General features: G+C 52.8%; 30 protein-coding genes and 4 pseudogenes. 23 read left to right on the forward strand and 11 right to left on the reverse strand.

Annotation, left to right across the window (positions count from 1 at the left end):
* Positions 1-17: 17 nt before the first annotated feature.
* The 3 genes and pseudogenes from OGY33_RS13580 to OGY33_RS13595 form a co-directional block, all read right to left on the reverse strand.
* On the reverse strand, positions 18-3191 hold the full coding sequence (locus OGY33_RS13580) for an efflux RND transporter permease subunit (protein ID WP_009652455.1): 3174 nt from the start codon (positions 3189-3191) through the stop codon (positions 18-20).
* Positions 3191-4405: an efflux RND transporter periplasmic adaptor subunit gene (locus OGY33_RS13585; protein WP_009652401.1), complete on the reverse strand. Its 1215-nt coding sequence runs from the start codon at positions 4403-4405 to the stop codon at positions 3191-3193. Before OGY33_RS13585 ends, OGY33_RS13580 begins: the two co-directional genes overlap by 1 nt.
* A gap of 546 nt (positions 4406-4951) precedes the next feature.
* Positions 4952-5077 (reverse strand): annotated as a pseudogene (locus OGY33_RS13595) (hypothetical protein); the annotation flags it as partial.
* Positions 5078-5349: 272 nt separating this feature from the next.
* Between OGY33_RS13595 and OGY33_RS13600 the strand changes: the two are divergent.
* Positions 5350-5736: pseudogene (locus OGY33_RS13600) on the forward strand (transposase); the annotation flags it as partial.
* Here the strand turns inward: OGY33_RS13600 and tssB are convergent.
* The 5 genes and pseudogenes from tssB to OGY33_RS13625 all read right to left on the reverse strand — a co-directional run.
* Positions 5734-6038: pseudogene (tssB, locus tag OGY33_RS13605) on the reverse strand (type VI secretion system contractile sheath small subunit); the annotation flags it as partial. The pseudogenes OGY33_RS13600 and tssB sit on opposite strands and share 3 nt — an antisense overlap.
* A gap of 736 nt (positions 6039-6774) precedes the next feature.
* Positions 6775-7380 carry a DUF2913 family protein gene (locus tag OGY33_RS13610; protein WP_009652485.1) on the reverse strand — a complete coding sequence of 202 codons (606 nt, stop codon included), beginning with the start codon at positions 7378-7380 and terminating at the stop codon, positions 6775-6777.
* 76 nt (positions 7381-7456) lie between these two features.
* Complete coding sequence (locus tag OGY33_RS13615) at positions 7457-8023, reverse strand: UCP030791 family putative phage-derived protein (RefSeq protein WP_009652434.1); 567 nt, start codon at positions 8021-8023, stop codon at positions 7457-7459.
* Positions 8024-8098: 75 nt separating this feature from the next.
* Complete coding sequence (locus OGY33_RS13620; protein ID WP_009652429.1) at positions 8099-8515, reverse strand: putative zinc ribbon protein; 417 nt, start codon at positions 8513-8515, stop codon at positions 8099-8101.
* Positions 8503-8922 carry a putative zinc ribbon protein gene (locus OGY33_RS13625; RefSeq protein WP_016154451.1) on the reverse strand — a complete coding sequence of 140 codons (420 nt, stop codon included), beginning with the start codon at positions 8920-8922 and terminating at the stop codon, positions 8503-8505. Before OGY33_RS13625 ends, OGY33_RS13620 begins: the two co-directional genes overlap by 13 nt.
* 72 nt (positions 8923-8994) lie before the next feature.
* Here OGY33_RS13625 and OGY33_RS13630 point away from each other — a divergent pair, with 72 nt between their 5' ends.
* Entirely contained in the window at positions 8995-9174 is a 180-nt protein-coding gene (locus tag OGY33_RS13630; RefSeq protein ID WP_131334065.1) for a hypothetical protein, read from the forward strand.
* A 37-nt stretch (positions 9175-9211) separates the two neighbouring features.
* Here the strand turns inward: OGY33_RS13630 and OGY33_RS13635 are convergent, their stop codons facing one another.
* The 3 genes from OGY33_RS13635 to OGY33_RS13645 all read right to left on the reverse strand — a co-directional run bounded on the left by OGY33_RS13635 (position 9212) and on the right by OGY33_RS13645 (position 10713).
* Positions 9212-9451, reverse strand: a complete 240-nt coding sequence (locus OGY33_RS13635) for a helix-turn-helix transcriptional regulator (RefSeq protein ID WP_009652493.1) — start codon at positions 9449-9451, stop codon at positions 9212-9214.
* Between the two features lie 152 nt (positions 9452-9603).
* Entirely contained in the window at positions 9604-10173 is a 570-nt protein-coding gene (locus OGY33_RS13640) for an inovirus Gp2 family protein (RefSeq protein ID WP_016154452.1), read from the reverse strand.
* Positions 10174-10344: 171 nt separating this feature from the next.
* Complete coding sequence (locus OGY33_RS13645) at positions 10345-10713, reverse strand: hypothetical protein (RefSeq protein WP_009652475.1); 369 nt, start codon at positions 10711-10713, stop codon at positions 10345-10347.
* Between the two features lie 1606 nt (positions 10714-12319).
* Here OGY33_RS13645 and OGY33_RS13650 point away from each other — a divergent pair.
* From OGY33_RS13650 to OGY33_RS13750, 21 genes and pseudogenes are all read left to right on the forward strand, one after another.
* Positions 12320-13288 carry a hypothetical protein gene (locus tag OGY33_RS13650; protein ID WP_016154453.1) on the forward strand — a complete coding sequence of 323 codons (969 nt, stop codon included), beginning with the start codon at positions 12320-12322 and terminating at the stop codon, positions 13286-13288.
* 349 nt (positions 13289-13637) lie between these two features.
* Positions 13638-13934, forward strand: coding sequence for a membrane protein (locus OGY33_RS13655; protein WP_009652512.1), 297 nt, complete (start codon positions 13638-13640; stop codon positions 13932-13934).
* Positions 13935-14195: 261 nt separating this feature from the next.
* Positions 14196-14924: a helix-turn-helix transcriptional regulator gene (locus tag OGY33_RS13660; RefSeq protein WP_009652433.1), complete on the forward strand. Its 729-nt coding sequence runs from the start codon at positions 14196-14198 to the stop codon at positions 14922-14924.
* A complete protein-coding gene (locus tag OGY33_RS13665; RefSeq protein ID WP_009652486.1) occupies positions 14921-15187 on the forward strand; it encodes a hypothetical protein in 267 nt (88 codons plus the stop codon). The genes OGY33_RS13660 and OGY33_RS13665 overlap by 4 nt, the downstream gene beginning before the upstream one ends.
* A gap of 12 nt (positions 15188-15199) precedes the next feature.
* Positions 15200-15511: a hypothetical protein gene (locus tag OGY33_RS13670; RefSeq protein WP_009652410.1), complete on the forward strand. Its 312-nt coding sequence runs from the start codon at positions 15200-15202 to the stop codon at positions 15509-15511.
* 46 nt (positions 15512-15557) lie between these two features.
* The gene (locus OGY33_RS13675) at positions 15558-16028 is read left to right on the forward strand and encodes a YfjT/YkfB family phage-associated protein (protein WP_009652431.1); all 471 of its coding nucleotides are present in this window, start codon (positions 15558-15560) and stop codon (positions 16026-16028) included.
* A gap of 48 nt (positions 16029-16076) precedes the next feature.
* The gene (locus OGY33_RS13680) at positions 16077-16589 is read left to right on the forward strand and encodes a DUF4234 domain-containing protein (protein WP_009652395.1); all 513 of its coding nucleotides are present in this window, start codon (positions 16077-16079) and stop codon (positions 16587-16589) included.
* 82 nt (positions 16590-16671) lie between these two features.
* On the forward strand, positions 16672-16893 hold the full coding sequence (locus tag OGY33_RS13685) for a hypothetical protein (RefSeq protein WP_009652443.1): 222 nt from the start codon (positions 16672-16674) through the stop codon (positions 16891-16893).
* A gap of 55 nt (positions 16894-16948) precedes the next feature.
* Entirely contained in the window at positions 16949-17182 is a 234-nt protein-coding gene (locus OGY33_RS13690; RefSeq protein WP_009652474.1) for a DUF905 domain-containing protein, read from the forward strand.
* Positions 17183-17285: 103 nt separating this feature from the next.
* Positions 17286-18104, forward strand: a complete 819-nt coding sequence (locus tag OGY33_RS13695) for a DUF932 domain-containing protein (RefSeq protein WP_009652424.1) — start codon at positions 17286-17288, stop codon at positions 18102-18104.
* Positions 18104-18358, forward strand: a complete 255-nt coding sequence (locus OGY33_RS13700; RefSeq protein WP_009652519.1) for a hypothetical protein — start codon at positions 18104-18106, stop codon at positions 18356-18358. Before OGY33_RS13695 ends, OGY33_RS13700 begins: the two co-directional genes overlap by 1 nt.
* 16 nt (positions 18359-18374) lie before the next feature.
* Entirely contained in the window at positions 18375-18848 is a 474-nt protein-coding gene (locus tag OGY33_RS13705) for an antirestriction protein (protein ID WP_009652453.1), read from the forward strand.
* 10 nt (positions 18849-18858) lie between these two features.
* The gene (locus tag OGY33_RS13710) at positions 18859-19077 is read left to right on the forward strand and encodes a hypothetical protein (RefSeq protein ID WP_009652503.1); all 219 of its coding nucleotides are present in this window, start codon (positions 18859-18861) and stop codon (positions 19075-19077) included.
* An 11-nt stretch (positions 19078-19088) separates the two neighbouring features.
* Positions 19089-19571, forward strand: coding sequence for a RadC family protein (radC, locus tag OGY33_RS13715; RefSeq protein WP_016154455.1), 483 nt, complete (start codon positions 19089-19091; stop codon positions 19569-19571).
* A gap of 13 nt (positions 19572-19584) precedes the next feature.
* A complete protein-coding gene (locus tag OGY33_RS13720; protein ID WP_009652392.1) occupies positions 19585-19806 on the forward strand; it encodes a DUF987 domain-containing protein in 222 nt (73 codons plus the stop codon).
* A 23-nt stretch (positions 19807-19829) separates the two neighbouring features.
* Positions 19830-20189 carry a type IV toxin-antitoxin system YeeU family antitoxin gene (locus OGY33_RS13725; protein WP_009652436.1) on the forward strand — a complete coding sequence of 120 codons (360 nt, stop codon included), beginning with the start codon at positions 19830-19832 and terminating at the stop codon, positions 20187-20189.
* Positions 20190-20238: 49 nt separating this feature from the next.
* Positions 20239-20616, forward strand: a complete 378-nt coding sequence (locus tag OGY33_RS13730; protein WP_016154457.1) for a TA system toxin CbtA family protein — start codon at positions 20239-20241, stop codon at positions 20614-20616.
* The gene (locus OGY33_RS13735) at positions 20613-21104 is read left to right on the forward strand and encodes a DUF5983 family protein (protein WP_009652438.1); all 492 of its coding nucleotides are present in this window, start codon (positions 20613-20615) and stop codon (positions 21102-21104) included. The genes OGY33_RS13730 and OGY33_RS13735 overlap by 4 nt, the downstream gene beginning before the upstream one ends.
* 29 nt (positions 21105-21133) lie before the next feature.
* The gene (locus OGY33_RS13740; RefSeq protein WP_009652505.1) at positions 21134-21337 is read left to right on the forward strand and encodes a DUF957 domain-containing protein; all 204 of its coding nucleotides are present in this window, start codon (positions 21134-21136) and stop codon (positions 21335-21337) included.
* Between the two features lie 80 nt (positions 21338-21417).
* Positions 21418-22263 (forward strand): annotated as a pseudogene (locus OGY33_RS13745) (DUF4942 domain-containing protein).
* 11 nt (positions 22264-22274) lie between these two features.
* Positions 22275-22649, forward strand: a complete 375-nt coding sequence (locus OGY33_RS13750) for a hypothetical protein (protein ID WP_191238134.1) — start codon at positions 22275-22277, stop codon at positions 22647-22649.
* The last annotated feature ends 12 nt before the right edge of the window (positions 22650-22661 follow it).

The following is a 22661-nucleotide window of genomic DNA, read 5'->3' on the forward strand; positions in this document are numbered from 1 at the left end:
TATTCTCTCTCCGCCCGTCATGGCCGTGAATCACTGATTGCCCGCTGTGCCTGCTTGATTTCCCGGCGAATAACCAGCTTACGGACCACGACATAGAACACTGGCGTCAACAAGAGTCCGAACAGCGTCACCCCCAGCATCCCGGCAAACACGGCAATCCCCATGGCATGACGCATTTCCGCACCGGCACCGCTCGCGATCACCAAAGGCACAACCCCCGCAATAAATGCCAACGAGGTCATCAGTATCGGGCGCAGACGCAGGCGAGCGGCCTCCAGCACAGCAGCCAGAGGATCGACGCCTTCACTCTCTCTGGCGCGAGCGAACTCGACGATCAGGATTGCGTTTTTCGCCGCCAGTCCCACCAGCACCACAAAACCAATCTGCGTGAAGATGTTGTTATCTCCATTCGATAGCCAAACCCCGGCGATCGCGGAAAGTAATGCCATTGGGGCAATTAACAGCACCGCAAACGGCAGCGACCAGCTGTTGTATTGTGCGGCCAGGATCAGGAACGCCAGGAACACCGCCAACGGGAAGATATACAGCGCCGAGTTGCCAGTCTGCTTCTCCTGGTAAGTCAGATCGGTCCATTCGTATGTCATTCCCTCAGGCAGCGTTTCACTAACGATCTTCTCAATAGCTGCCGTTGCCTGTCCGGAGGAGTAGCCAGGCGCTGCGCCACCGGTAATATCCGCCGACGGATAACCGTTGTAACGCATAACACGGTCTGGTCCAGAGGTACGGGTAATGTTCACCAGCGTTCCCAGTGGGATCATGTCACCCGCGGCATTACGCACTTTAAGCAACCCGATATCTTCAGGCTGCATACGGAATTGCGCATCCGCCTGAGTGATCACCCGATACGTACGACCGAAGCGGTTAAAGTCATTTACATACAGCGACCCCAGATTCACCTGCAACGTATCAAAGATATCGGTCAGTGCGACGCCCTGAGACTTGGCTTTGACGCGGTCGATATCAACCTGCAACTGAGGTGCGTTGGTCTGGAAACTGGCCATCATCCCTGCCAGTTCAGGAGCCTGCATGGCCTTCGCCATAACCATCCCTTGAACACGGGTCAGCTCTTCAAAGCCAAGCCCTGCCCGGTCTTCGATCTGGAGTTTAAATCCTCCCATGCTGCCCAGCCCCGGTACCGGTGGTGGCGGGAAGATCCCGACAAAACCGTCAGGTATCTGGCTAAATTTCCCCATCAGGCTACCGGCAATAGCCTCGGCAGACAGCGAAGGATCCTTACGTTCACTGAAGGGTTTCAGCATGGTAAACATCAATGCGGAGTTAGGCATGTTAGGGCCGTTTACCGACAACCCAGGAAACGCCACGACGCTTTCCACTCCAGGTTCCGCCAGCGCAATTCGGGACATCTCTTTCACTACGGCTTCCGTGCGATCCAACGAGGCGCCGGAAGGCAATTGAGCAATCCCAACCAGATAGTATTTGTCCTGAGCGGGCACAAAACCGTTAGGAACCTGCTGGAACCCCAACAGTGTCAGGCCCAGGAAACCGGCATACAGCACCAGCACGATGATACTGCCGCGTACGGCCCGGCGGACTGCGCCAACGTAGTTGTTCGACAATCTATCGAAGAAAGCGTTAAAGCGACGGAAGAAACCACCGAATACGCGATCCATGATGCGCGTCAACCTGTCGGCCTGCGCCATATCCTGATGGGGTCTAAGCAGAACCGATGCCAGCGCCGGCGACAACGTCAACGAGTTGATCGCAGACAAGATCGTCGAAATGGCGATGGTCAGCGCGAACTGGCGATAGAACTCCCCCTGCAATCCTGACAGGAACGCAGAAGGAATAAACACAGCAGCCAAAACGGAAGTAATGGCTAAAATAGGGCCAGTCACCTCGTCCATGGCCCTTCTTGCCGCTTCTTTCGGAGAACGGCCCTGTGCAATATGCCGTTCGACGTTTTCAACCACCACAATGGCATCATCGACAACGATACCAATCGATAACACCAGACCAAACAACGACAGCGTGTTGAGCGAAAAGCCGAACAAATACATGAGGGCGAAAGTACCGACCAACGAAATAGGTACCGCGACCAGAGGGATGATCGAAGCCCGCCAGGTTTGCAGGAACAGCATCACCACCAGTACCACCAACACCGTCGCCTCCAGCAACGTCATTGCCACTGATTTCAACGAGGCGCTGACAAACACTGTCGGGTCATAAGCGATACGGTATTCGATACCTTCCGGGAAGTTGGCCTGCAGCCTCGCCATCGTCGCCCGAACCGAGGCAGAGACGTCCAGCGCATTGGCGCCTGGCGTCATAACGATGTGCATACCCACGGCATTTTTATCGTCCAGCAGGCTGCGCAGGGAATAGTTGTCCGATCCCAATTCCAGACGCGCAACATCGCGCAGGCGGGTAACCTGCCCGTCAGCGCCAGCTTTGATCACGATATCGCCAAACTGCTCAACGGTGGTCAGACGCCCCTGGGCATTGATACTGACTTCGAAGGCTGAGGAGCTGTTCGGCTGTTGACCGACAGAACCGGCCGCGACCTGGACATTCTGCTCACGAATTGCTGCGGTCACATCACTGGCCGTCAAACCGCGGGAAGCGACTTTGGTCGGATCCAGCCAGACGCGCATCGCGTATTCACCCTCGCCCCCAAGCGTGACGCTGGCAATACCTGGCAAGCGTGATAGCTCATCACGCACGTTCAACATGGCATAGTTGGAAACATAAAGCGGATCGTAGCGATCGCCCTGTGCAAATATATGCACAACCATGAGGATATCCGGTGACGTTTTCTCCGTCACGACACCGATCTGCTGCACCTCAGTCGGCAAGCGCGGCAAGGCCCGAGAAACCCGGTTCTGCACCTGAATCTGCGCAATATCGGGGTCGGTTCCCTGCCGGAATGAAATCGTCAAGACCATTCGACCGTCGGCAGACATCTGGGAACTCATGTACAACATGCCTTCCACCCCGTTGATTGCCTGTTCCAGTGGAGCAGCAACGGTGTCAGCAATCACCTTAGGGTTAGCACCAGGGTAGCTTGCCGAAACCTGCACGGTAGGCGGTGTTACCGATGGGTATTCACTCAGCGGAAGCTGAAAGAAAGCCAGAGCGCCAGCTATCAGCATAAACACCGATAACACAATCGCGAAAATAGGCCGCTGGATGAAGAAGTGTGGGAATTTCATTATTGGCCTCCCCCTTCAACGGAGCCGGCTTTTTCCCCCTCGCTAACCGACGCGCCAGAAGCCTGCATCGGGGTCAAACGCGGCGTCACCGCCATACCGGGACGCACCAGCCCCTTGATAATAATGTTCTCACCGGCTTTCAGGCCACTCTTGACCACGCGCAAACCATCAACCACCGCGCCCAGCTCAATCGGGCGATACTGCGCCTTATTATCCGCACCCACCACCAGGACATAGTTGCGTCCCTGATCGCTCCCTATCGCCTGATCGTCAATCAGAATCGCCTGATGTGCCGCACCGGTGGCCAGCTGCACGCGGGCAAAGGCACCTGGCGTCAGTTTCCCATCGTCGTTAGGGATTACGGCACGTACCCTGACAGTACCGGTACTACGATCGATCTGATTCCCGACAAAATCGAGCGTTCCCTGATGCGGGAAACCTTTTTCTGTCGCCAGCCCAACATGCACGGGTAAACGCTCTTCCACCTTGTTAACTGCGTCAGGACGTGCCTTGCTGACTGAATTAAGGAACGTCGCTTCGTCAATATCAAAGTAAGCGTATAGCGGATTGACGGAAACAATCGTTGTCAATAGCGTCGCAGATCCCGTACCACCGCCGCTGACCAGATTTCCCTCAGTCACCAGCATGCGATCCACGCGGCCGGTAATCGGTGCCACCACGCGCGAATAAGACAAGTCCAGTTTCGCCGCCGCAACCTCGGCCTTTGCAGCCTGCACCTCAGCCTGACGAGCATGACGTGTAGAAGCGGCGTCATCGTAATCTTTCCGGGATACCGCGCCATTGTTCACCAGCCGACCAACTCGTTCAAAATCGCGATTGGCCTGGATAGCCAGCGCTTCTGCCTGCTTGAGTCGTGCTTGCGCGCTGTCAAGAGCCACCTGGAATGGACGAGGATCAATTTGGAACAGCAGCTGCCCCTGACGCACCATGCTGCCTTCAGGTACGCTGACAGCGTCGATGGTACCGCCAACGCGTGGGCGTAGCTCTACGGTTTTTGGGGCCGCCAATGAACCGGTAAACTCTGCCGAAGGGACTATCTGACGCGAGAGCACTTCGGCTACGGGAACCTGGGGAGCCATAGGTGCGGCCGCTGCGGCCGGCTCATCGTTGCCGCCACTATCCCGGGCAAACGCAATCCCGGCAGTGGCGATGATTGCGGCCGACACAATCAGAACCCCAATTTTCATTTTCATAACAGTGATCCTTTCATACGCCACAGGCAGCCCCGGCCCATCCGAAAACGGCGCTGTAGCAATTTCTTACAAGGCTAAAGGTTGATGTTACTGGAAGGTCAAGCACACCAATTAAAAAAAATGAAAAACATCCAATCAGGCTTAATTAATATTTAATGTGTAAGCGTTAAACGAGCGCCGTATTGACGATTATTTATCGGGAAGAACCACGTTCCATGGAAGTAGTTCGGCCACTTTGTTGCTGGACTACTCCGGTAGTATGCTCAAGATATGGCGAAGGTAGTGACCCATGCAGCAATTGAGCTCACCGCTGAAGACTCACGCCAGACCTTCCCCCTTCTCCCGGGATAGCCGCCTGCGGCAGCATGTCATTCGTCATCGCGCTGCCAACCTGACCATTCAGAACCAGCGGCACAACATGCCGCATTTCTTTACGCAACTGGCTGATTTGCTAGCGCGGGACCAGCAGATGATTGGTAGGTGCTTGGCTGTCCGCGTGTCTCCGGGGTCAGACACTGACCTTTACTGACAGCTGGCGGCCCCCATTAAGGTCGGAACCACAGTACTTGGCGGGCTGTGCTGCAGGCGCTGATACTGCCCCAGTACCAGTTCGGCGCTGTTCAGAACATTTAGCATCCAGAACGGGGACATGTCTGCCATGCGCTCGTTACTATAGGGCAGGATCGTCTACCGGGGTGGGGTCAGTCCATCAACGGCTCGGAAGTGTCTAGATTACCCGTGGCGATTCAAGAAGGTTGAATATGATTCCCGACTCATTAATGGAACGCTGCATGATGTTATGCATTACGGGTTGACATTACGATGTGACGGGCCGGGTTAGCTGTATGGAGCCTGTACACAAGTTTGTGTAATTGCCTGATTTTGATATGTTCAATTCAACATCAAAAGCAGGTTACTTTATGGACGAAAAACAGTTGTAGGCTCTGGCTAACGAACTGACCAAAAATCTCAAAACCCCTGACGATCTCAACCAGTTCGATCGCCTGCTGAAAAAAATCAACGTTGAGCGCCGCCTCAACGCCGAAATGCTCCATCACCTCGGCTACGGTAAACATCAGTCTAAACCGGGTGCCAACTCCCGCAACGGCTATTTCACAAAAACCGTTACCACCGGCGATGGCCCGCTGGAACTGCGTACGCCGTGCGATCGTGACGGCTCCTTCGAGCCCCAACTGGTGAAGAAAAACCAGACCCGGATCACCGGGATGGATAACCAAATCCTGTCACTGTACGCCAAAGGGATGACCACCCGTGAGATAGTGGCTGCGTTCAAAGAGTTGTATGACGCGGATGTCTCACCGACGCTGGTAGTCCTTCATGCTCCGGAAGGTCAGACTGATGTTGTCTTCACTGCCATCATCAGCAAGCGTGTTTTTAACGGTAAGATTGACTTTTGGGGAATATTCAGAAATGACAGAATCACAATTATTTTTATTCAAATCAACTTTTTTGCGCTCAGACAAGGGGCAGACTCCTGACCATTACTGAAGTCGCCCGCCACGAGCAATTTCAGGGGGAGCTCCGTTTTCTTGCTCGCACCACCGGTATGCAAATCAAGTTTTAAATTAATACGCGCTTTAGGGATTTCGGACTGAAAGGAAGAATTAGACATGGCTGTCCCTGTTCTATGGAGTGATAGAAACGGTCAATGCCAGTGAAAAATAAATAAGAAAAAATTACCCAGCCAGAACAACTTTCCGGTTCGCGTCATCCGACGTAAATAAAAATCCCGGAACCAAAAAAAGCGGGCGCATTCCATCCACCAGCATGTCGACACTGTATTTTCTGGGTATTTGTCTGAAATGAAAAATTTCGGATAAGGCCCAATGGCTGGAGTTTGGGAACGTTCCCTGCCAGATCGAAAATGAAAAAATGTAACAAAGATTTACATTCCTGGCTTTTAACAAAAAAAATATCATCTTTCTGATTTATAAAAATTTTACACCATAACCCTTCAGGCCCCGCGGGATAAGGATGTACAGAAAATGATCAATTTGGCTTAGGGTGTATATTTGTACAAAATATCACCAGTCACGTGAAATATCTGATTTTGTACTTTTATCAGAAATTGAGAAGCTGGACGTGACTGAGCATGTGAAAAACTGGCGACAGTTTCAGGTTTCCATCATTTCTTATTATTCACGTAAACCGGGCTTATTTATTTTTTTTCAGATTAAAGGAATTGCAACGCCCGGACTTTACGCATATCTCATACCTGTACCAGCGATATGAATATCTCAGCCGCCGGTGCATTAGCGCGACCAGGAACAACACCCGTTCGGTTTACAGAAAGACAGACGTGGACAGTGATGAGCTTTGCTGCGGGTTGAGAACGGTTGTTTTACTGCTCAAGGTTGTAACACGATCCGATTCGACTCCAGCATGACAGCCGACAGTGTATGAGCCGCAAAAACAGCCATACAGGCTGACAAGTCGCCATTCACAAGAAACTCAACCGGCGCAACGAGTTTCCCTCCATCCGAAAATCCGCAGGTCAGTGCCGACTTCCTTACCAGCAGTGCATTCGCATCGCTGTATTCCAGGGCCAGAAGCGTTTCATTGTCCCAGTCCCTGTCACTCACCGCTGCATTGACCCAGCCCCGCGATTTAAGCTGTTCAATTGCGTACGTCAGCCGATACAAATCCGACTGCGCTGACACCGGTCCGGTGCACGAAGACCACAGATATTCCAGACGACTGAATAAGCTGGCGGCAAGGCCTTTGTTACGCCCCAGCGTCAGCAATCCCTCAATATCAGATGCGATTGCACGTGGAAACCGTTTTTGCTTATACGCCACCGTTAACCAGCGCAGTATAAATGCATGCGTGCTGAGTGGCGACAATGCCTGACCATCCTGCTGAGCGGTACGTAAGGCGACAAGGGCGCACCAGGCGAAATGCGCAAGTGCTGTGACGGTTTGTTCCGGGGGTAAGGTATCGTGAGCTTTTTTCATTCAGGGATTATATCGGCGCTGCAGACACCGGGGAAGACCTGGATAACTCCCCCATTAATTAGAGAAGCTATTACTTTCACGGACAAATCATCCCCGTTCTGGCCGTTGCTATTGGCTCTGACATGGCCTTAACATGCACGGTAAGCTGGTTAAAGGGTGTTGCGAAGACTCCCTGAGCGACGCGGTTAATAATGATCTGCGTCATACTCGTTACACCGTCAGTGCAGGCGGTACCGGTCACCTTTTGCCATGCGTCGGCGATGATGGCGTTAAGCCCCGGAGGCGCACTGTCGGTCAGTTGCAGGTTTCGCCCTGTACCCAGCGTATCGAGATTGAGCAGCAGCACCATTTTGCACTCCGGTGCGCTGGCCGTCTCCCATATCCAGCGTAACAGCGTCGGGAGTGAACGATGTCGTGCCTGCTGACGCTGGCGCGAATATTCGCCGGTGCGCTGCCAGACTTCAGAGTGAAAACGCAGAATCAATGACCGGTATTCGCTCATGGCTTCACGATACGGTAGCGCCAGCGTAAAGCTGAATGCCGCCAGTCGCGGGTAATGGTCAACGGCCTGTTGCAGAAATGCACGCGTGCTGACGGCATCCGCGCTGACAGCATCAGACGCCCGTATGTAAGAATGATTCATAATGCAGACTCTCTTTAGGTTAAATCAGGGAGGACACCGCCTCTACGGCGGTATCTGGTTCATAAAGACGGGGAACTATCTGGTACTGCAGCAGTAGTTTCTCTGCCAGTGCGCTTCTTCGATGCTGTAGATACCAGTCAGACACCGGGGACAGTGCTTCACGCCCTGGTAATGGTCGCCGCACCACACGCAGTACCAGGAGAGCACCATTACCGTCGCTTCCAGCCCGTTGATGAGACTGCGCAGCTTTCGGTGCCGGGCTTCGGTTTTCACTTCCGGGTCAAGGTGGGCGCAGGCCATCAGCACATGCCGGGCCACGCTCTGCTGGTCATGTTCAAACCACGGCGGCTCCCCGTATGTCCCCGCATGGAGCACCAGTCGACAGCCGCAGGACGCGCAGCTCCATATCTGCCCCGGCGCACTCACGGCCTCCCCGGCTGTCGCGAAGTGGCCTTCGCGGTCATTGGCCAGATAACATTTCAGCATGCGCATGCCGTCACTTCCTCTATCCGGTTGGTATCAGCACGCACATCACTGTGCTCGCCCGTCCGGCAGGTGAGGCAGTAGCGCTCACCGTGGTAATCACTGCCGCAGCCGTGACAGTGCCAGTCTGCGTAGAAAACCAGGGGACGGGCTTCCGGTACATAAGACTGCAGTTGCCGGATATGGCGGGTCTCCCTCACCCCGGGCTTTACATACGGGCAGTGCTGTCGACCGTTCTCCGAAAGCTTTGCTGCATGATGTTCAAACCACGGACGTTCGGTGTCGTATTCAGGATGGTACTGCAGGGCACTGGCACACAGATGGCAGCTGTAGCGGTCATACGGCGCGGTCTGCGCGGTTATGGCTCCCGTGAGACGGCCGTTGCCGTCCAGAGCCATAAACGATTTTGCATACATAGTGGTACTCTCCTTACCGCCAGACGACACGCAGGCGTCAGCCGTCCCGGTACGGGCAGCGTGGCAGGGTGAATGGCGGTTCAGTTATGCGTTAGCGGGTCGGTACGGTTGGTGGTCGGCACCGGAATACAGAAAGGTTACGGTTGTGCAGGTGCGTCGGTGGGTCTGAAACAAACGGGACAGGGTCTGGCGCCACAGTACTGTCGCCGGCAACGGGGACACGTCCAGCGAACCGGGATGGCCTGTGGCTGAGTGCGGCGTCGTTTTTCCATTCAGATATCCTCCCTGCTCAGACGCCACGGGAATCAGCAATACGCTGCTGCATCCAGGCTTCCACCTCGCTTCTGCGCCAGCGGGAGCTGCGCCCCAGCTTGATGGGTTTCGGAAACAACCCGTCGCCAATCAGTTTGTAAAACCATTTGTCGGTCATCCCGGTAAACGTGGTGATAAAGGTCATGTCGATAAGCGGGTCCTGAGCTGAAAGCAGTGTGTCAGGGCTGGCATTAATATTCGTATTCAACGTGGTCATGGTATTTTTCTCCCTCTGAGGATATGGCTATCGGGAGACGTCCGGTGGTGGTTGAATCATGGGGTTACCGGTTCTCCTCAGAGGATAGGGGAACGTTGTAAAAAATTACCCGGCCCGCACAATCAGGCCTGATGAATCGAGATATGTCTGGCTCAGCCACGGCTGCAACCGAAGTTACGCTCACCGTCACCGGTGATTTTGGTCTCCAGCTTGGCTAAATAGGCCGCCTGCGACAGGGCCTGTTGCAGTTGAGCACCATCGCCACGTGTCAACCATGAGACTGGACTCGCCGGGAAACGAGCCAGAACGGCATGCGCCTGTGCATCCACCTTCAGGGCGCTGCACCACGCTTGTTTAATCATACCTGCAAGCGAATCCGGGTCTTTGTAATCTCCCGGTCCGCACCACGTATCGCGGTTCAGCAACAGCACCGCGTGGTAATGCTTCTTCCCTTTGATTTCACCAAACTCCCGCGCCCAGATAAAACGCAGCGTGGTCGGCCAGACGCGTTTGCCCTCGCGACGTTGACGCGTCTGAAGGGCATCAATCCGGGCTTTCAGGGAATCGGTGAAGCGGGAGATAACAGCAGCATCGGTGGCCGCTGGCGTATCCGGCAGACGGAGGTCAACACGCAGGGCCAGTAAGCGGGTGTAAGCGTTAAGAGCGCAACTGAAGGTATCAGCGATGCGTTGCTGCCAGTAAGGGTCGTATGTGTAACTCATTAAAATGGACTCCGGTGGGTTATCGTTCATAACCATTACCGGTGCTGTTAAAAAAAACTTATTGCCTTCAGCGAGTCCGCCAGTCGATCCCTCAGAGACGGCTGGCTTCAGTAAAATATCGTGGCTGGCAGAATGATTGCGTAAAGGGTAATCGCCTCTCAGAAATCGGTTCTAATGCCGGGTGACCCGAAGGCTGCGAAAAAACAGTCTTCCCGTTAGACGATGGCGGGTACGCTTGACATAAGCGGCGTCAACGAGTTCATCGGGTGGCAAATCACGGGTGATATTACAAATCGTCGCCAGTGCTGTATCGGAGAGTTTAAAACTCCGTGACAAGGCGTAGTAATCCCCGGTTTTTTGGTTACTGATGTTATCGAATAACGCTCTGAAGAAATCCGTCTGTGAAGGTCTGCGGGCGTTGATAATTGCCTCTGTCGCTTCATCCCTGAATGTTACCTCCACCTCTTCCATCCCCAGTGAGCGAATGATCCCGGCAATGTCAGGCCAGTAGCGAAGATCGAAACTGTTAAGTCGCTGCAATTCTGGCTTACAGAAGCAGCTGAAGATTGCGATGCCCTTGTATTGACCTGGACCCAAAATAGGTTGTGGTTACCCTGAAAAGCAAATATTACCCCAGAGGGATGTATATACCCGGGGCAAGAGCCCCTGTACCAGTCCCTCATTGCTGTCATGATATTATTACCCCGTTCAATAAGCCCGATAAATAATCGTTATCGGGACTACTGCTAAAACGCCCTGTAACGCATCAGGAGCGCCATATTCATACTAACCACAGATTTCCACTATCGTGTTATTCAATGCGCTTATGCAGGCTCACAGGAAGCTATGGCGGTATAAGACACTACAGCGCTCAATTACTTATTAAATAGCTTGCGGTGATTACCAGGATAATCACCCTATTCCACGTCACCTCAATCGGGTTATTCTGTTTACGATACAATCATGACTATTATCACCAACACGGATAATGCCCCGTTTACAGTCGTTACCAATGGCCTTGTTTACACATATCAAAAAACTTTCAGGGATAACGGGTCACCGTAGTATCTGTAACTGACAGGTATTGTAAGCGTCAATATCAGGCAGACAGAGCAATACCGACAGGCTTACTACAGGTTAGTTCACTGACTGAGCATTTAACGCTCATCACTAATACGCAGACCAGTAATAAACCATTGATACTCACCTGCTGATTTTCAGGCATGACCATTCACCCAAAACGTTACTGTTAACCAGTAACCACCCTGTCGTTATGATTATTAGATTACTGATGTTAATCATCTTCACTTTTATCCTGACGAGGACTAGTCAATGGTAATATCGACTCAATTCAATTCTGTTTTCTTAATGATAGATTTTTAATGAGTGCTAAACATTCAGGTTGTGACTACATTGAATGGTGTATTTCTTACCTGATGGCAATGATTGCTCAATGGATACCATCCAATAGTACTATCCCCTTAGTGAATACCTTCAGATAATAATACCTCCCAGGCATAACCCACTTACTGATAACACATCATCGATTACTGTTACAAATGATAAGACCCCTTCTTTAATATATTAATACCAATCCAACACGCCAGGCATAACAATAGCTATGAAGATAACCACGCCAGACAGCACTTACCTACAACAAACGCCTGCATCAGTTACTCTGGAATTATCTTTTTTCAATAACATGAAAATAGACACCACGTCATATCAAATAACCTCAATCAAATTAACCCCGTATCATCACTGCCCGCAGAAGCCCTCAATCCTGATTATGAGCAACAAAATGGAAATACCTCATGGCAGCCCGACCTGATACCAGAAATGCCCCCTGAAGCGAACCAGGCACCATGATGGGGATGAAAACGAAAGCATGCAGGAGAACAAGATAACCTATTGAGACGATACTCATCCAGTAAACAGAGAAGCATCTGAGAGATAAACAAAGAAAATGACAACTTTAAAACCATGGTAAAACCTTGTCAAAACCAGTATAAATCAACAATAAAACCTCACGATGACTACCAGATGTGTTTTTAAGTGACGATAAAACCATCATCGTGATACTGTGTAGCTACAACAATCACCACCATAACCACTACTATGTAGTTTACGATTACAGGTATCCACAATGGTTGTACATTACGACAATGGCAGACAACATCTTATAAAAACCCGTGACCTGAGAGTCTGTGCTTTTTATGCCGGGTGGCTGGGTGTTAATAAAATAATTAACACCCGTGACATTCCTCACCAGGATGCAGAAAGTTGTCGACAGGCACTCAACAAACTGATTAATCAGTTCATACCGAATGCAGAACAGCGGGCAAGACTTTTTTCTGATATGGAAACAGCCCGTGATGAAAACATCCTTCCGCTGGAAAGTTTTGACTGGCTAGAACAGGATGAACGGGCAACATTCTGGTTATGGGCGTATATTTGCAAGGCCGGAGACTACGAACTTGGTATTGACAAACCAGCAAATGCAGAGTTCGGAAAGAACTGGTATCAGCGAATGAATCTGAGTGTATCTCCGACAAGCCACCAGGAAAGAATTAATATTATCATCTCTTTTTTCGACAACATTATTATTCCGACCCCACCGGTAAATCATCTCAAGCGCCAGGTCATGGACAGGCTGAAAGACCAGTGGAAAAATATTTACAGCAAACCAGCTCCGCTGAAATGGTTACCTAATGAAGAAGACGCGGTACTGTGGGCATGGAACAGCCTCAAATCGCTTCAGGAAGAAAGAAATGCGCCCACTATCGGGCTCTCATTAAATATTTCAACGCCAGGAATGAGTACCTGGTTTACCCCCCTGAGTCATTCTGAACGCAATTTAGCCCTGCGCACGGCGATCGACTTATGGGACGATGCACCGGATACAAAGCGTTTATTCCTTCTGAACCTGAATAAAGCCTGGAACCAGCAAAAATTACGTCAGTCCCGTACCGATAAAAAAGCACTCAATACGTACCTGAAGAACGAAACAAAAACTCGACTGGACTTTATGGCAGAACGTAGCGGAGTTCGCATCAGTGATATGCTGGAAATGCTGATTAATGACCATTACCGAAAAACCTGTGGTGGTGAGTGAGGGCTTTGCGCTAAAAACAAGGTGAGCGGAGGCAGTAATACAGACCAGAAATGACATTCAAAATAATTTCAGACCTATATTACCGGTGTGAGAACGGCAGCAGAAGTGCTGCCGTTTTGTTATTTCACTCACGGAGGTTAATGTGTCCAGTAAGAACAAACGGGGTCCCGATACCCTGTTACCGTCGTTATTCCTTCTCCCGGGTCAACTGTCCCACAAAATACCCGTGCGTATGCTTCTCGCGCTAAGTCACAGCTATGCTTTCTGTTCCGGTACCCAGGTCTCTCTGATACACGGTCCGCCAGCTCATGAAGGCGGCTATTTATTGCCAGTAATAAGGGAGAAAGAAATGCATTGTCCGAATTGCGGTTCGCAAAACATACGACTGCGCCATGTGGGTAAAAAGACGGGTGGGGTCATTGGCGCAACAGCCGGAGGCATTGCCGGGCTTGAAGGAGCCTCCACCGGTGCGCTGATAGGTTCAGTCATTCCGGTTGTCGGTACGATAGCCGGAGGCCTCATTGGTTTTCTGTCCGGCGCCTGTGCTGGTGCGGTGGCAGGCTCTCTGGCCGGAGAACAACTGGACGGTACCGTCTTTGATGAATACGGCTGCACGCAGTGCGAGCATATCTTCAGTGCACCGTAACGTTAATAAGGGTCAGCCCATCCTGCACAAAGCCTGAGCCGCTGACCGTACTCGCTACGGCACGACTGATGACAGGGCGTGTCAGCATGCTGTCGTCATTTCAGCTACCTGGCACTAACCCTTTGTTAATTCTCCTGTTTACTGAAAGATGAATTTTACTTTTTCTTTTCCGCCATTACGGGGGATGGACATAACGTGTCCCTCCCCGCCCGCATAATAACCGCATGAAATATCAACCTATTTATCGCACACGGAGCGTCCATGCAACGACCCGATGAAGAGGCCCGCTACGACCGGCTGGCCGTCAGATTGTCGGTCATTATCAGCCGGTTAATGGCCGGAGAAACGCTGACCCTTCAGACACTGTCCGGTGAGTTTGGTGTATCGATACGCACCCTGCGTCGTGACTTACATCAACGGCTGGTCCACCTCGACATTATCGGGGAGAACGGCACGTATCGGCTCAGTGAGAGCGCCACGCGTGATCACTCTCCGGGGGCCGTTTCCTTTGCCCGCAGTACCGGTATCGCACGCATTATCCCGTCGCAGAACCGGCAACTGATGCACCTGCTGATGAATGAAACGGGCACCTCACCCTGCTTTATCTGGCACGACTTACCGCCAGCATGGACACAGGCTGACAGTTTTCATCGTCTGGCCGAAGCCATTTGTCATCACCGGGTGGTCAGTCTGCTGGTCGGCGGTGTCCGTCACGATGAGCAGGAGCCTTACCGCCTGATTTACCGGCATCAGCACTGGTATCTGGTCGTCTGTTGCCGGGGGAGCCTTCGGGTGTTCCGGCTGGAAGACATTATCTCGGCCTCACTCTCAGAGCAAACCTTCCGTCGCCGGAGCGAAATCAGTTCGCTCATTACTGAAGAGGGATTTATCAGCGCACTGCCCCACTTTCGCTTTATCAGTGATGTCATTCACACCTTCAGGGAACAACACCCTGAACATCCATCCAGACCCAAAGGAGTCAAATCGTGAAACCTGTCGAAGGCCCTCTGCTGCTCTTCACCCTGATGTTGTCTGCCGTAACCCTGAGCGGCTGTGGCGACAAAAATGAACGCGAGTTTATCCGGGGATGCAAATCAGGCGGCGGTACTACCGCCGTCTGCGGATGTATCCGGGATGACCTCAAAACGAAATATACGCACGGGGAGCTGGAGAAAATGAACCAGCAATACGGTTATGTCCCCCCGCGCTTCATGGACAACATGCTGAGCGCTGCTCAGCAGTGCAGAAAATAAGGAAATCTGAACATGGCGCTTGTCATTAAATATTTCGCGATTGCCTTCGCCATCGCGCTTGTGGTCGTGCTGTTTAACGTGTTCGGGAGTACCGGCGAGATACGCAGTTTTGGTCAGGGAATGGAATATCTGTTCTGGATGACGCTTGGGCCCGGAGCCGGTATGACGGTCGGTGCTGCTCTTCGACAATGGCTGATGCCGGATGCGGTATACACCCGCGAAGGAATGACCGGATTACTCAAGGCCCGTCTGTTCTGGCTTGTGGGCCCACAGTATATCGGCTGGCTGGCCGGACTTATCGTCGTGGGTAAACAACTCATGTAACACGGCTGCCCCCCAACAACATTTTTGACTGAGAAGGAAAAATACCATGCGATTCATGCACGCCATCCTGTCAGCAGGATTACTGACCTTTGCCATCACGGCACAGGCGGTCCCCAATATGTGGAGCAGTGGCTTCGGTATGGGCGTCACCGAGTACATCATCACCAGCCCGGAAAACGTGATGATGAACCTGAACTGCACCGGCAACCCTGACGACCAGAATATCCTGCAGCATCACGTCATGCTCACCCTGCCTGACGGCAGCGGTGCCGATTCACAGGATGAGAAAACCGCCATCACCGTCGTCACGGATGACCAGACGTTCCCCCTGCCGTCCTCTCTGGGCTGGCGTAACGGCGACAACGCCTGGCTGTCGTTCATTGATGCCATCAGAAAAGCAACGTCGTTTGAGATTTACGTCAACGACAAACAGGTGGGGCACTTTACCCCTTCGGCTGGAAACGTTCACAAGGTTCTGGCTGATATGCCCGAATGCACGACACTGACCGCCGGGTAACCCGGCGCATCCCCGGTTTACAGCAAAATCAATCAAGGACAATACGATATGACCGACATTTCGACACTCAGCCAGCGACTGACGACGCCAACCCTGCATTTTGTTCTACTCACCGTCGCCACCTGCGGCATCTGGCCGTTACTGTGGCTGTACCGAAAACAGCAGATTATCAGCGACACCACCGGATATCCGGTTTGCGGCAATCTGTTTATCATCTGGCTCGCCGTCTGTTTTGGGCTCGGACGACAGTTCGGCGTGATGGCCTCACCGGACCTGGCGGGCTACTACACGGGCAGCGATACACTGTTGGCCTTAAGCGGCATTCTGTCGCTCACCTGCGGCGTGATGTACATCGTCTGGGCCTTTAAGGCCAGAGCAGCACTGCGACACTATGCGCTGAACACCTTCCGGTTTGACCTGAAGATGAATGCGTTTTATACCGTGGTGCTCAACGTCTTCTACATTACATACTGCATCAACGATATGCCGCAGGCACTGGCGAAGCACCGCATTATTCATGGTCAGGCCCCTGTGCCGCCGGAGTCTCCGTCACCGCAGTAACGCAGCTCTCCTCTTATTATCCGGCCGGGGCATTCCTGTGTGCCCCAGATTCATCCGGATCCCCCCTCTGAGATTTGACCCAATGACATTACTGAAAATCGTGCTCAACACCCTGCGTCAGGTGCTGACGTGGTGCGCCAGCAGCCGGGCGCAGCAGTTTGTGGAAGACCACTTCCGCGAAGAAGGCTATGACGAAGACAGTATTTACATCGCCAGACAGGCGGCAACCCTGCTCGCAGGTGCCTTAATCACAGCGCTCATGGAACAGATACTGCAGCTTATTGCCACACACTTAACCCACTGATGCCCTGCTCACTGAGCGGGGCATTTTGTTTTATGCCATTCATCAGGAACTGAATATGCAAGTCACTGACGATACGTCGTTACCGCCAGGGCAATTCACCCGCCGACAGGCTGAAGCCGTGGTCACGCTTTACCACAACGTCACTATAGAAGATGACCAGGGTACGCACTTTCGGCTGGTTATTCGCGACAGCGAGGGGACGTTAATCTGGCGGGCCTGGAATTTTGAAGCCAGTGCCGGGGAATGGCTTAACCGCTATCTGCTCAGCCACGGGATCCCCAAACACTGACACACCACAGCTTAACCCAATAGCGACCACACAAAAAAGCCATGCTCCCACAGGAGCATGGCTGTTTTGTTTATGCCGTTAAATCAACAATAAGGAATTTACCATGAGACTAGCCAGCCGCTTTGGACGGACAAACCAGATCCGTCGCGATCGTCCGTTAACCCGCGAAGAACTGATGCAGGTCGTTCCCAGCGTATTCAGTGCAGATCGCCACGGTTCCAGGAGCGAAAAATACGCTTACATACCCACCATTACTCTGCTCGAAAATCTTCAACGCGAAGGCTTTGAACCCTTCTTCGCCTGCCAGTCACGCGTACGCGACCCTGACCGCCGGGAGCACACCAAACATCTGCTGCGCCTGCGTCGTACCGGTCAGATAACCGGCCAGCAGGTTCCCGAAATCATTTTGCTTAACTCGCACGATGGTAGCAGCTCATACCAGATGCTGCCGGGGCTGTTCAGAGCCATCTGCACCAACGGGCTCGTCTGCGGACAGTCGTTCGGTGAAATTCGTGTACCGCATCGTGGCGATGTGGCCGGGAAAGTGATTGAGGGGGCTTATGAAGTGCTCGGTGTCTTTGATCGGGTGGAAGAAAAGCGCGAGGCCATGCAGTCACTTCGACTACCAGCACCCGCGCAACATGCCCTGGCGAACGCCGCACTGACATACCGCTTTGGTGAAGAATATCAGCCGGTGACCGCAGCGCAGATACTGACACCGCGACGGTATGAGGACCATCAGGACGACCTGTGGACCGTTTATAACCGCATTCAGGAATCGTTGCTGAAAGGCGGGCTGAGCGGACGCACCGCACAGGGTAAACGTACCCACACTCGTGCGGTTAACGGTATCGACGGGGATATCAAACTCAACCGCGCGCTCTGGGTGATGGCCGAAGAACTGCAGCAGGCACTGAGCTGATGCAGCACATTCCTGCAAATACCCGTCTGACGGCTGTCTGGCCCGTTTCCCTGCAAAACCAGTCCGGCTGCCGTTCCATCTCCGACGATGACCTCTGCGCCTGGTGCAGACATCTTTGCTACCGTCCCGGCGAGCTCAGCCTGTGCCGACTGTCTGTATCTGACAGCATCTGGCCCTCACGGTGCGATGAAGATGGCTATGCGCAGTCCTGCCCGTCACTCCTGCTGAACCAGCATCCCCAACCCGATAAATAAACAAGGAAAAACTAACATGACCGACATTATTAACCTTCACGATACCCTTCCGTTACCGCCACAACCTGCCGGTTCTGCGCCAGCGCTGACCGCCACCCTCGTACAGGACGAGCAGCGCATCGGCTTTTGGCCGCAGTACTTCGGCAGCATACCGCAGTGGATAATCCTTGAGCCGACGGTCTTCGCGTGGATGGACCGTTTCTGCGCCGACTACAACGGCGGTATCTGGAATTTTTATACGCTCAGCAACGGTGGTGCGTTTATGGCCCCGGAAGCGGAGAACAATGAACCGTGGTCGCTGTTCAACACTATGAACGGCAACGGCGGTGAACTCAGTGCCGACGCTGCGGGGATTGCCGTCTGTCTGATGACTTACAGCCACCATGCCATGCGCACCGAATGCGATGCCATGACGGAGCACTACTACCGCCTGCGGGATTACGCGCTCAGTCACCCGGAATGCAGCGCCATCATGCACATCATCGACTGAGCATCCCGCCATGTCGTATGAACTGTCTCACCTGAATACCCTGTGGGATGCGCTGGGGAAAATAACGGTCAGGGATGAGGACGGAGACGTTGTGACCGACGAACTCTTCCTGCATTTTCTGACGGGCACCTCTCTCTTCCCTATCTGGTCATGGTTTGAATCCCAGCACGACGAGTTCGTCGTTGCCGTGAAACTGTACAACACATCAATCCCGGACGGGTCAACATAAAGGAAAAGCCAATGAATATAACCCCTTGCCCCCCCGACAGCGGGGGAATATCTCCCGCCGCACAGCGCACTATCCGACGTGCGCTGACCCTGCTGGAACGCCAGTTACGCGAGCCCGGCGCCTCCTTTACCTCCACCACCGCCGTTCGTGACTGGCTGCGTCTGCAACTCGCCTCACTGGAGCGTGAAGTATTCACTGTACTCTTCCTCGATAACCAGCATCGTCTGATAGCCCACGAAACGCTCTTCACCGGCACCATCAATCATACGCAGGTCCATCCCCGCGAGGTGGTTAAGGCCGGTCTGAAGCATAACTGTGCCGCTGTCATTGTGGCGCATTGCCACCCGTCAGGCCTTGCCGAACCCAGCAATGCAGATCGTCAGGTCACTACGCGTATTCAGCAGGCGCTGGAGCTGGTTGATATCCGACTGCTTGATCACCTGGTGGTGGGCGGCATGGAGATCGTCTCGTTTGCTGAGAGAGGGTGGCTTTAAGGAGAGAATAACGATGAAAATCATCAGCAAACGCCAGGCGATGGCGATATACCGCCAGCATCCGCAGTCCCGGTTGTTTCGCTTCTGTGCCGGCAAATACACATGGTCCGGCAGCATCTGCCACTACGCAGGTCGGGAAGTGCAGGATATCAGCGGCGTGCTCGCCGTCTTCGCAGAACACCGTCAGGACCGCAACGGCCCGTACGTCGTATTACGCAGCGTTACGCTGAATTAATTCACGTTTAAGGAAGGCTAAAATTGTCGAATACAATACCGCCTGTAAACCACGATATCGCCGCCCCTTGGTGGGGGCTTAAACGCGATATCACCCCCTGTTTTGGCGCACGTCTGGTGCAGGAGGGCAACCGGCTGCATTACCTGAACGACCGCGCCAGCATCACCGGCACCTTCAGCGACGCGGATTTACGCCATCTCGACCAGGCATTCCCGCTACTGCTGAAGCAACTGGAGCTGATGCTGCTTTCCGGTGAGCTGAATCCCCGTCATCAGCACTGCGTCACGCTGTATGCAAAAGGGCTGATATGCGAGGCCGACAGCCTCGGCTCGCACGGGTACGTCTATCTCGCAATTTACCCGACACCTGCAACAACAGAATAAACCTCCCGGCAGTTTTCCTTCGTTTAACTCACCAGTAAAGGTTTCCATTATGCAAACACAACCTGTTCCTCCGAAACGGGAGGTTTCGCCACGCCCGTCACCCGTGGCGATCTGGCAGCGCCTCCTGAGTCACCTGCTGGACCGTCACTACGGTCTGACGCTCAACGACACGCCATTTGGCAAAGATGGTGTGATCCAAGAGCATATCGATGCCGGTATCTCACTGTGCGACGCGGTGAATTTCATCGTGGAGAAATACGACCTGGTACGCACTGATCGTCGCGGTTTTAACGCGGAAACTCAGTCGCCGCTTCTCACCAGTATCGATATTCTCCGCGCCCGCAAAGCCACCGGGCTGATGACCCGTCATAGCTACAGGGCCGTTACCGACATCACCACCGGCAAATACCGTGAGGTGCAACCATGAAGCTGTCCCTGACGGTGGAAGCCGATGCCATCAACGTACTGGCCCTCAACATGGGCCGGATCGTCGTAGACATTGACGGTATTGAACTGACCGACCTGATCAATGTGGTGAACCAGAACGGTTATTCGCTTCTCGTTGCTGACGAACCGGGGAAATTGATTGTTGAAGATCCAATTCCGCCCGTTGCCCGCCTGAACGGCATTCAGTGCAGCACTGCACATATCACGGCGGAAGACAATGCTCTGCTGTTTACCCTTTCACACCAGCATGAAGACTTTGGCGAGTCTGAATGGATTAGTTATACCGGCTCGGGTTATCTGCTCCACCTGGGCGCGTGGTCGTTTCCGGTCTTACGCCTCAAACGCCTCGGTCTGTCAAAAGCCTGCCGTCGGTTATTAGTGACGCTTATGCGTCGCTACGCCGCTGGCATTGTTCATCTGGATGCCTTTGGCGAAGTGCTACCAAGTTTTACAACCTTTGACTGGTAACCCCACCTCAATCACCACAAGGTTTTTACATGCCGGAATTAACCACCGAAGTGGCTCTCAACATTCTGATTGGCTGGCTGCAGGACAACATCAGTTGCAACACCGGCATTATTTTCGACAACGACGAAGACAAGACGGATTCAGCAGTGCTGTTGCCCTGGATTGAGCAGGCGCGAAACGATGTTCGTAATCTCCGCCATCTTCAGCTTCTGCAACAGACCAGAACCTGTTAGCCACCGAACCATACTCACCACACACCTATAAGCCCCAGCCCTTACCGGCTGGCGCTTTGCTTTATATAAAGGAAATTAAAATGTCAGATCTTACCCTCACCGAACCTGAAGTGTTAACCGGCCATACCGATGTGATTTGTTCTACCAGTATTGAGCGCATCATCACCGGACGTAATTTCGCGATTGCACAGATTGAAACGCTGATACAACAACTTGACGATATCTCGACGCTGACCCGCAGCATCGGCGGTGGTAAAGCGAATGAATAGGGAATGCGGCAATACAGCTACGACTGCTGGCTGATGGAGGATACTGATACGGCCATGAAAGCCATTACTCGCAATATCGATCGTGGTATATGGCGGGATCTGATGCAACGCTCGGGAATGCTGGCGCTCATGGACGCACAGGTCCGCGACGAGTGGTACAACAGCCTGGAGAAAGACGATATTCCGGCTATCAGTGAAGAGAATATTCTCAACACATTCGAACAACTGCATCTGAATAAAGGTGAGGTGTTTGAACGAGGTGTGATTAACGTGTTTAAAGGTCTGAGCTGGAATTTTAAGACAAACAGCCCCTGTAGGTTTGGCGGGAAAATCATCGTGACGGGGCTTGTCAAATATGACCGGTGGGGATTTGGTCTGAACTGGGGCTGGCAGCGTGACCGGTTAACGGACCTTGAGCGCATGCTGATGCTGCTGGATGGGAAGGCCATCCCCGACAATCGCGCCGACGTCACGCGCCGGTTAAGCGACCATATCCATGAGAACAGGCATAGCACCCGTTATGAGGATGAGATGTCTGTGATTAAGTATTTTCAGAAGGGAACTGTCCATATCACGTTCAGGCGATCGGAGCTGGTCGATAAGCTGAACGACATTATCGCGAAACACTATCCAGGGGCGTTGCCCACTAAACAGTAAGGAACCAAATTATGGTATCATTTTCAAACATGGATGGTGCTCACTGCGATTCCGTAGTAGATCACTATACCTTGCCATCAAATAGTATTCAGATGGATGTAAAAGTTCCTGTTCAACCATCAAATTTTGACCCTTTGCAGAAGGGGGCCTTAATGGGGGCCTCAACGTTTATGGAACAAGATAAAAACCATTCTAATCAATGCAATTACAAAACAAAATCCATTCCGAGTCCGGGCACCACTCATTTAAAGAACCCGCCCAAAAGGCGGGTTTTTGCTTTTGGCGAAACGGACTCTTCATCGAACTTCGTTCGATTATTCGCCGCCAGCGGCTCACCCCTTCGGGGCCAGCGCGACAAGCGCGCTGTTCAACGCTTACAGCGTTAGTCCGAGTCCAGG

Origin of the sequence: Citrobacter sp. Cpo032, from assembly GCF_030332975.1 — a bacterium.
Taxonomy (GTDB): Bacteria; Pseudomonadota; Gammaproteobacteria; order Enterobacterales; family Enterobacteriaceae; genus Citrobacter; species Citrobacter portucalensis.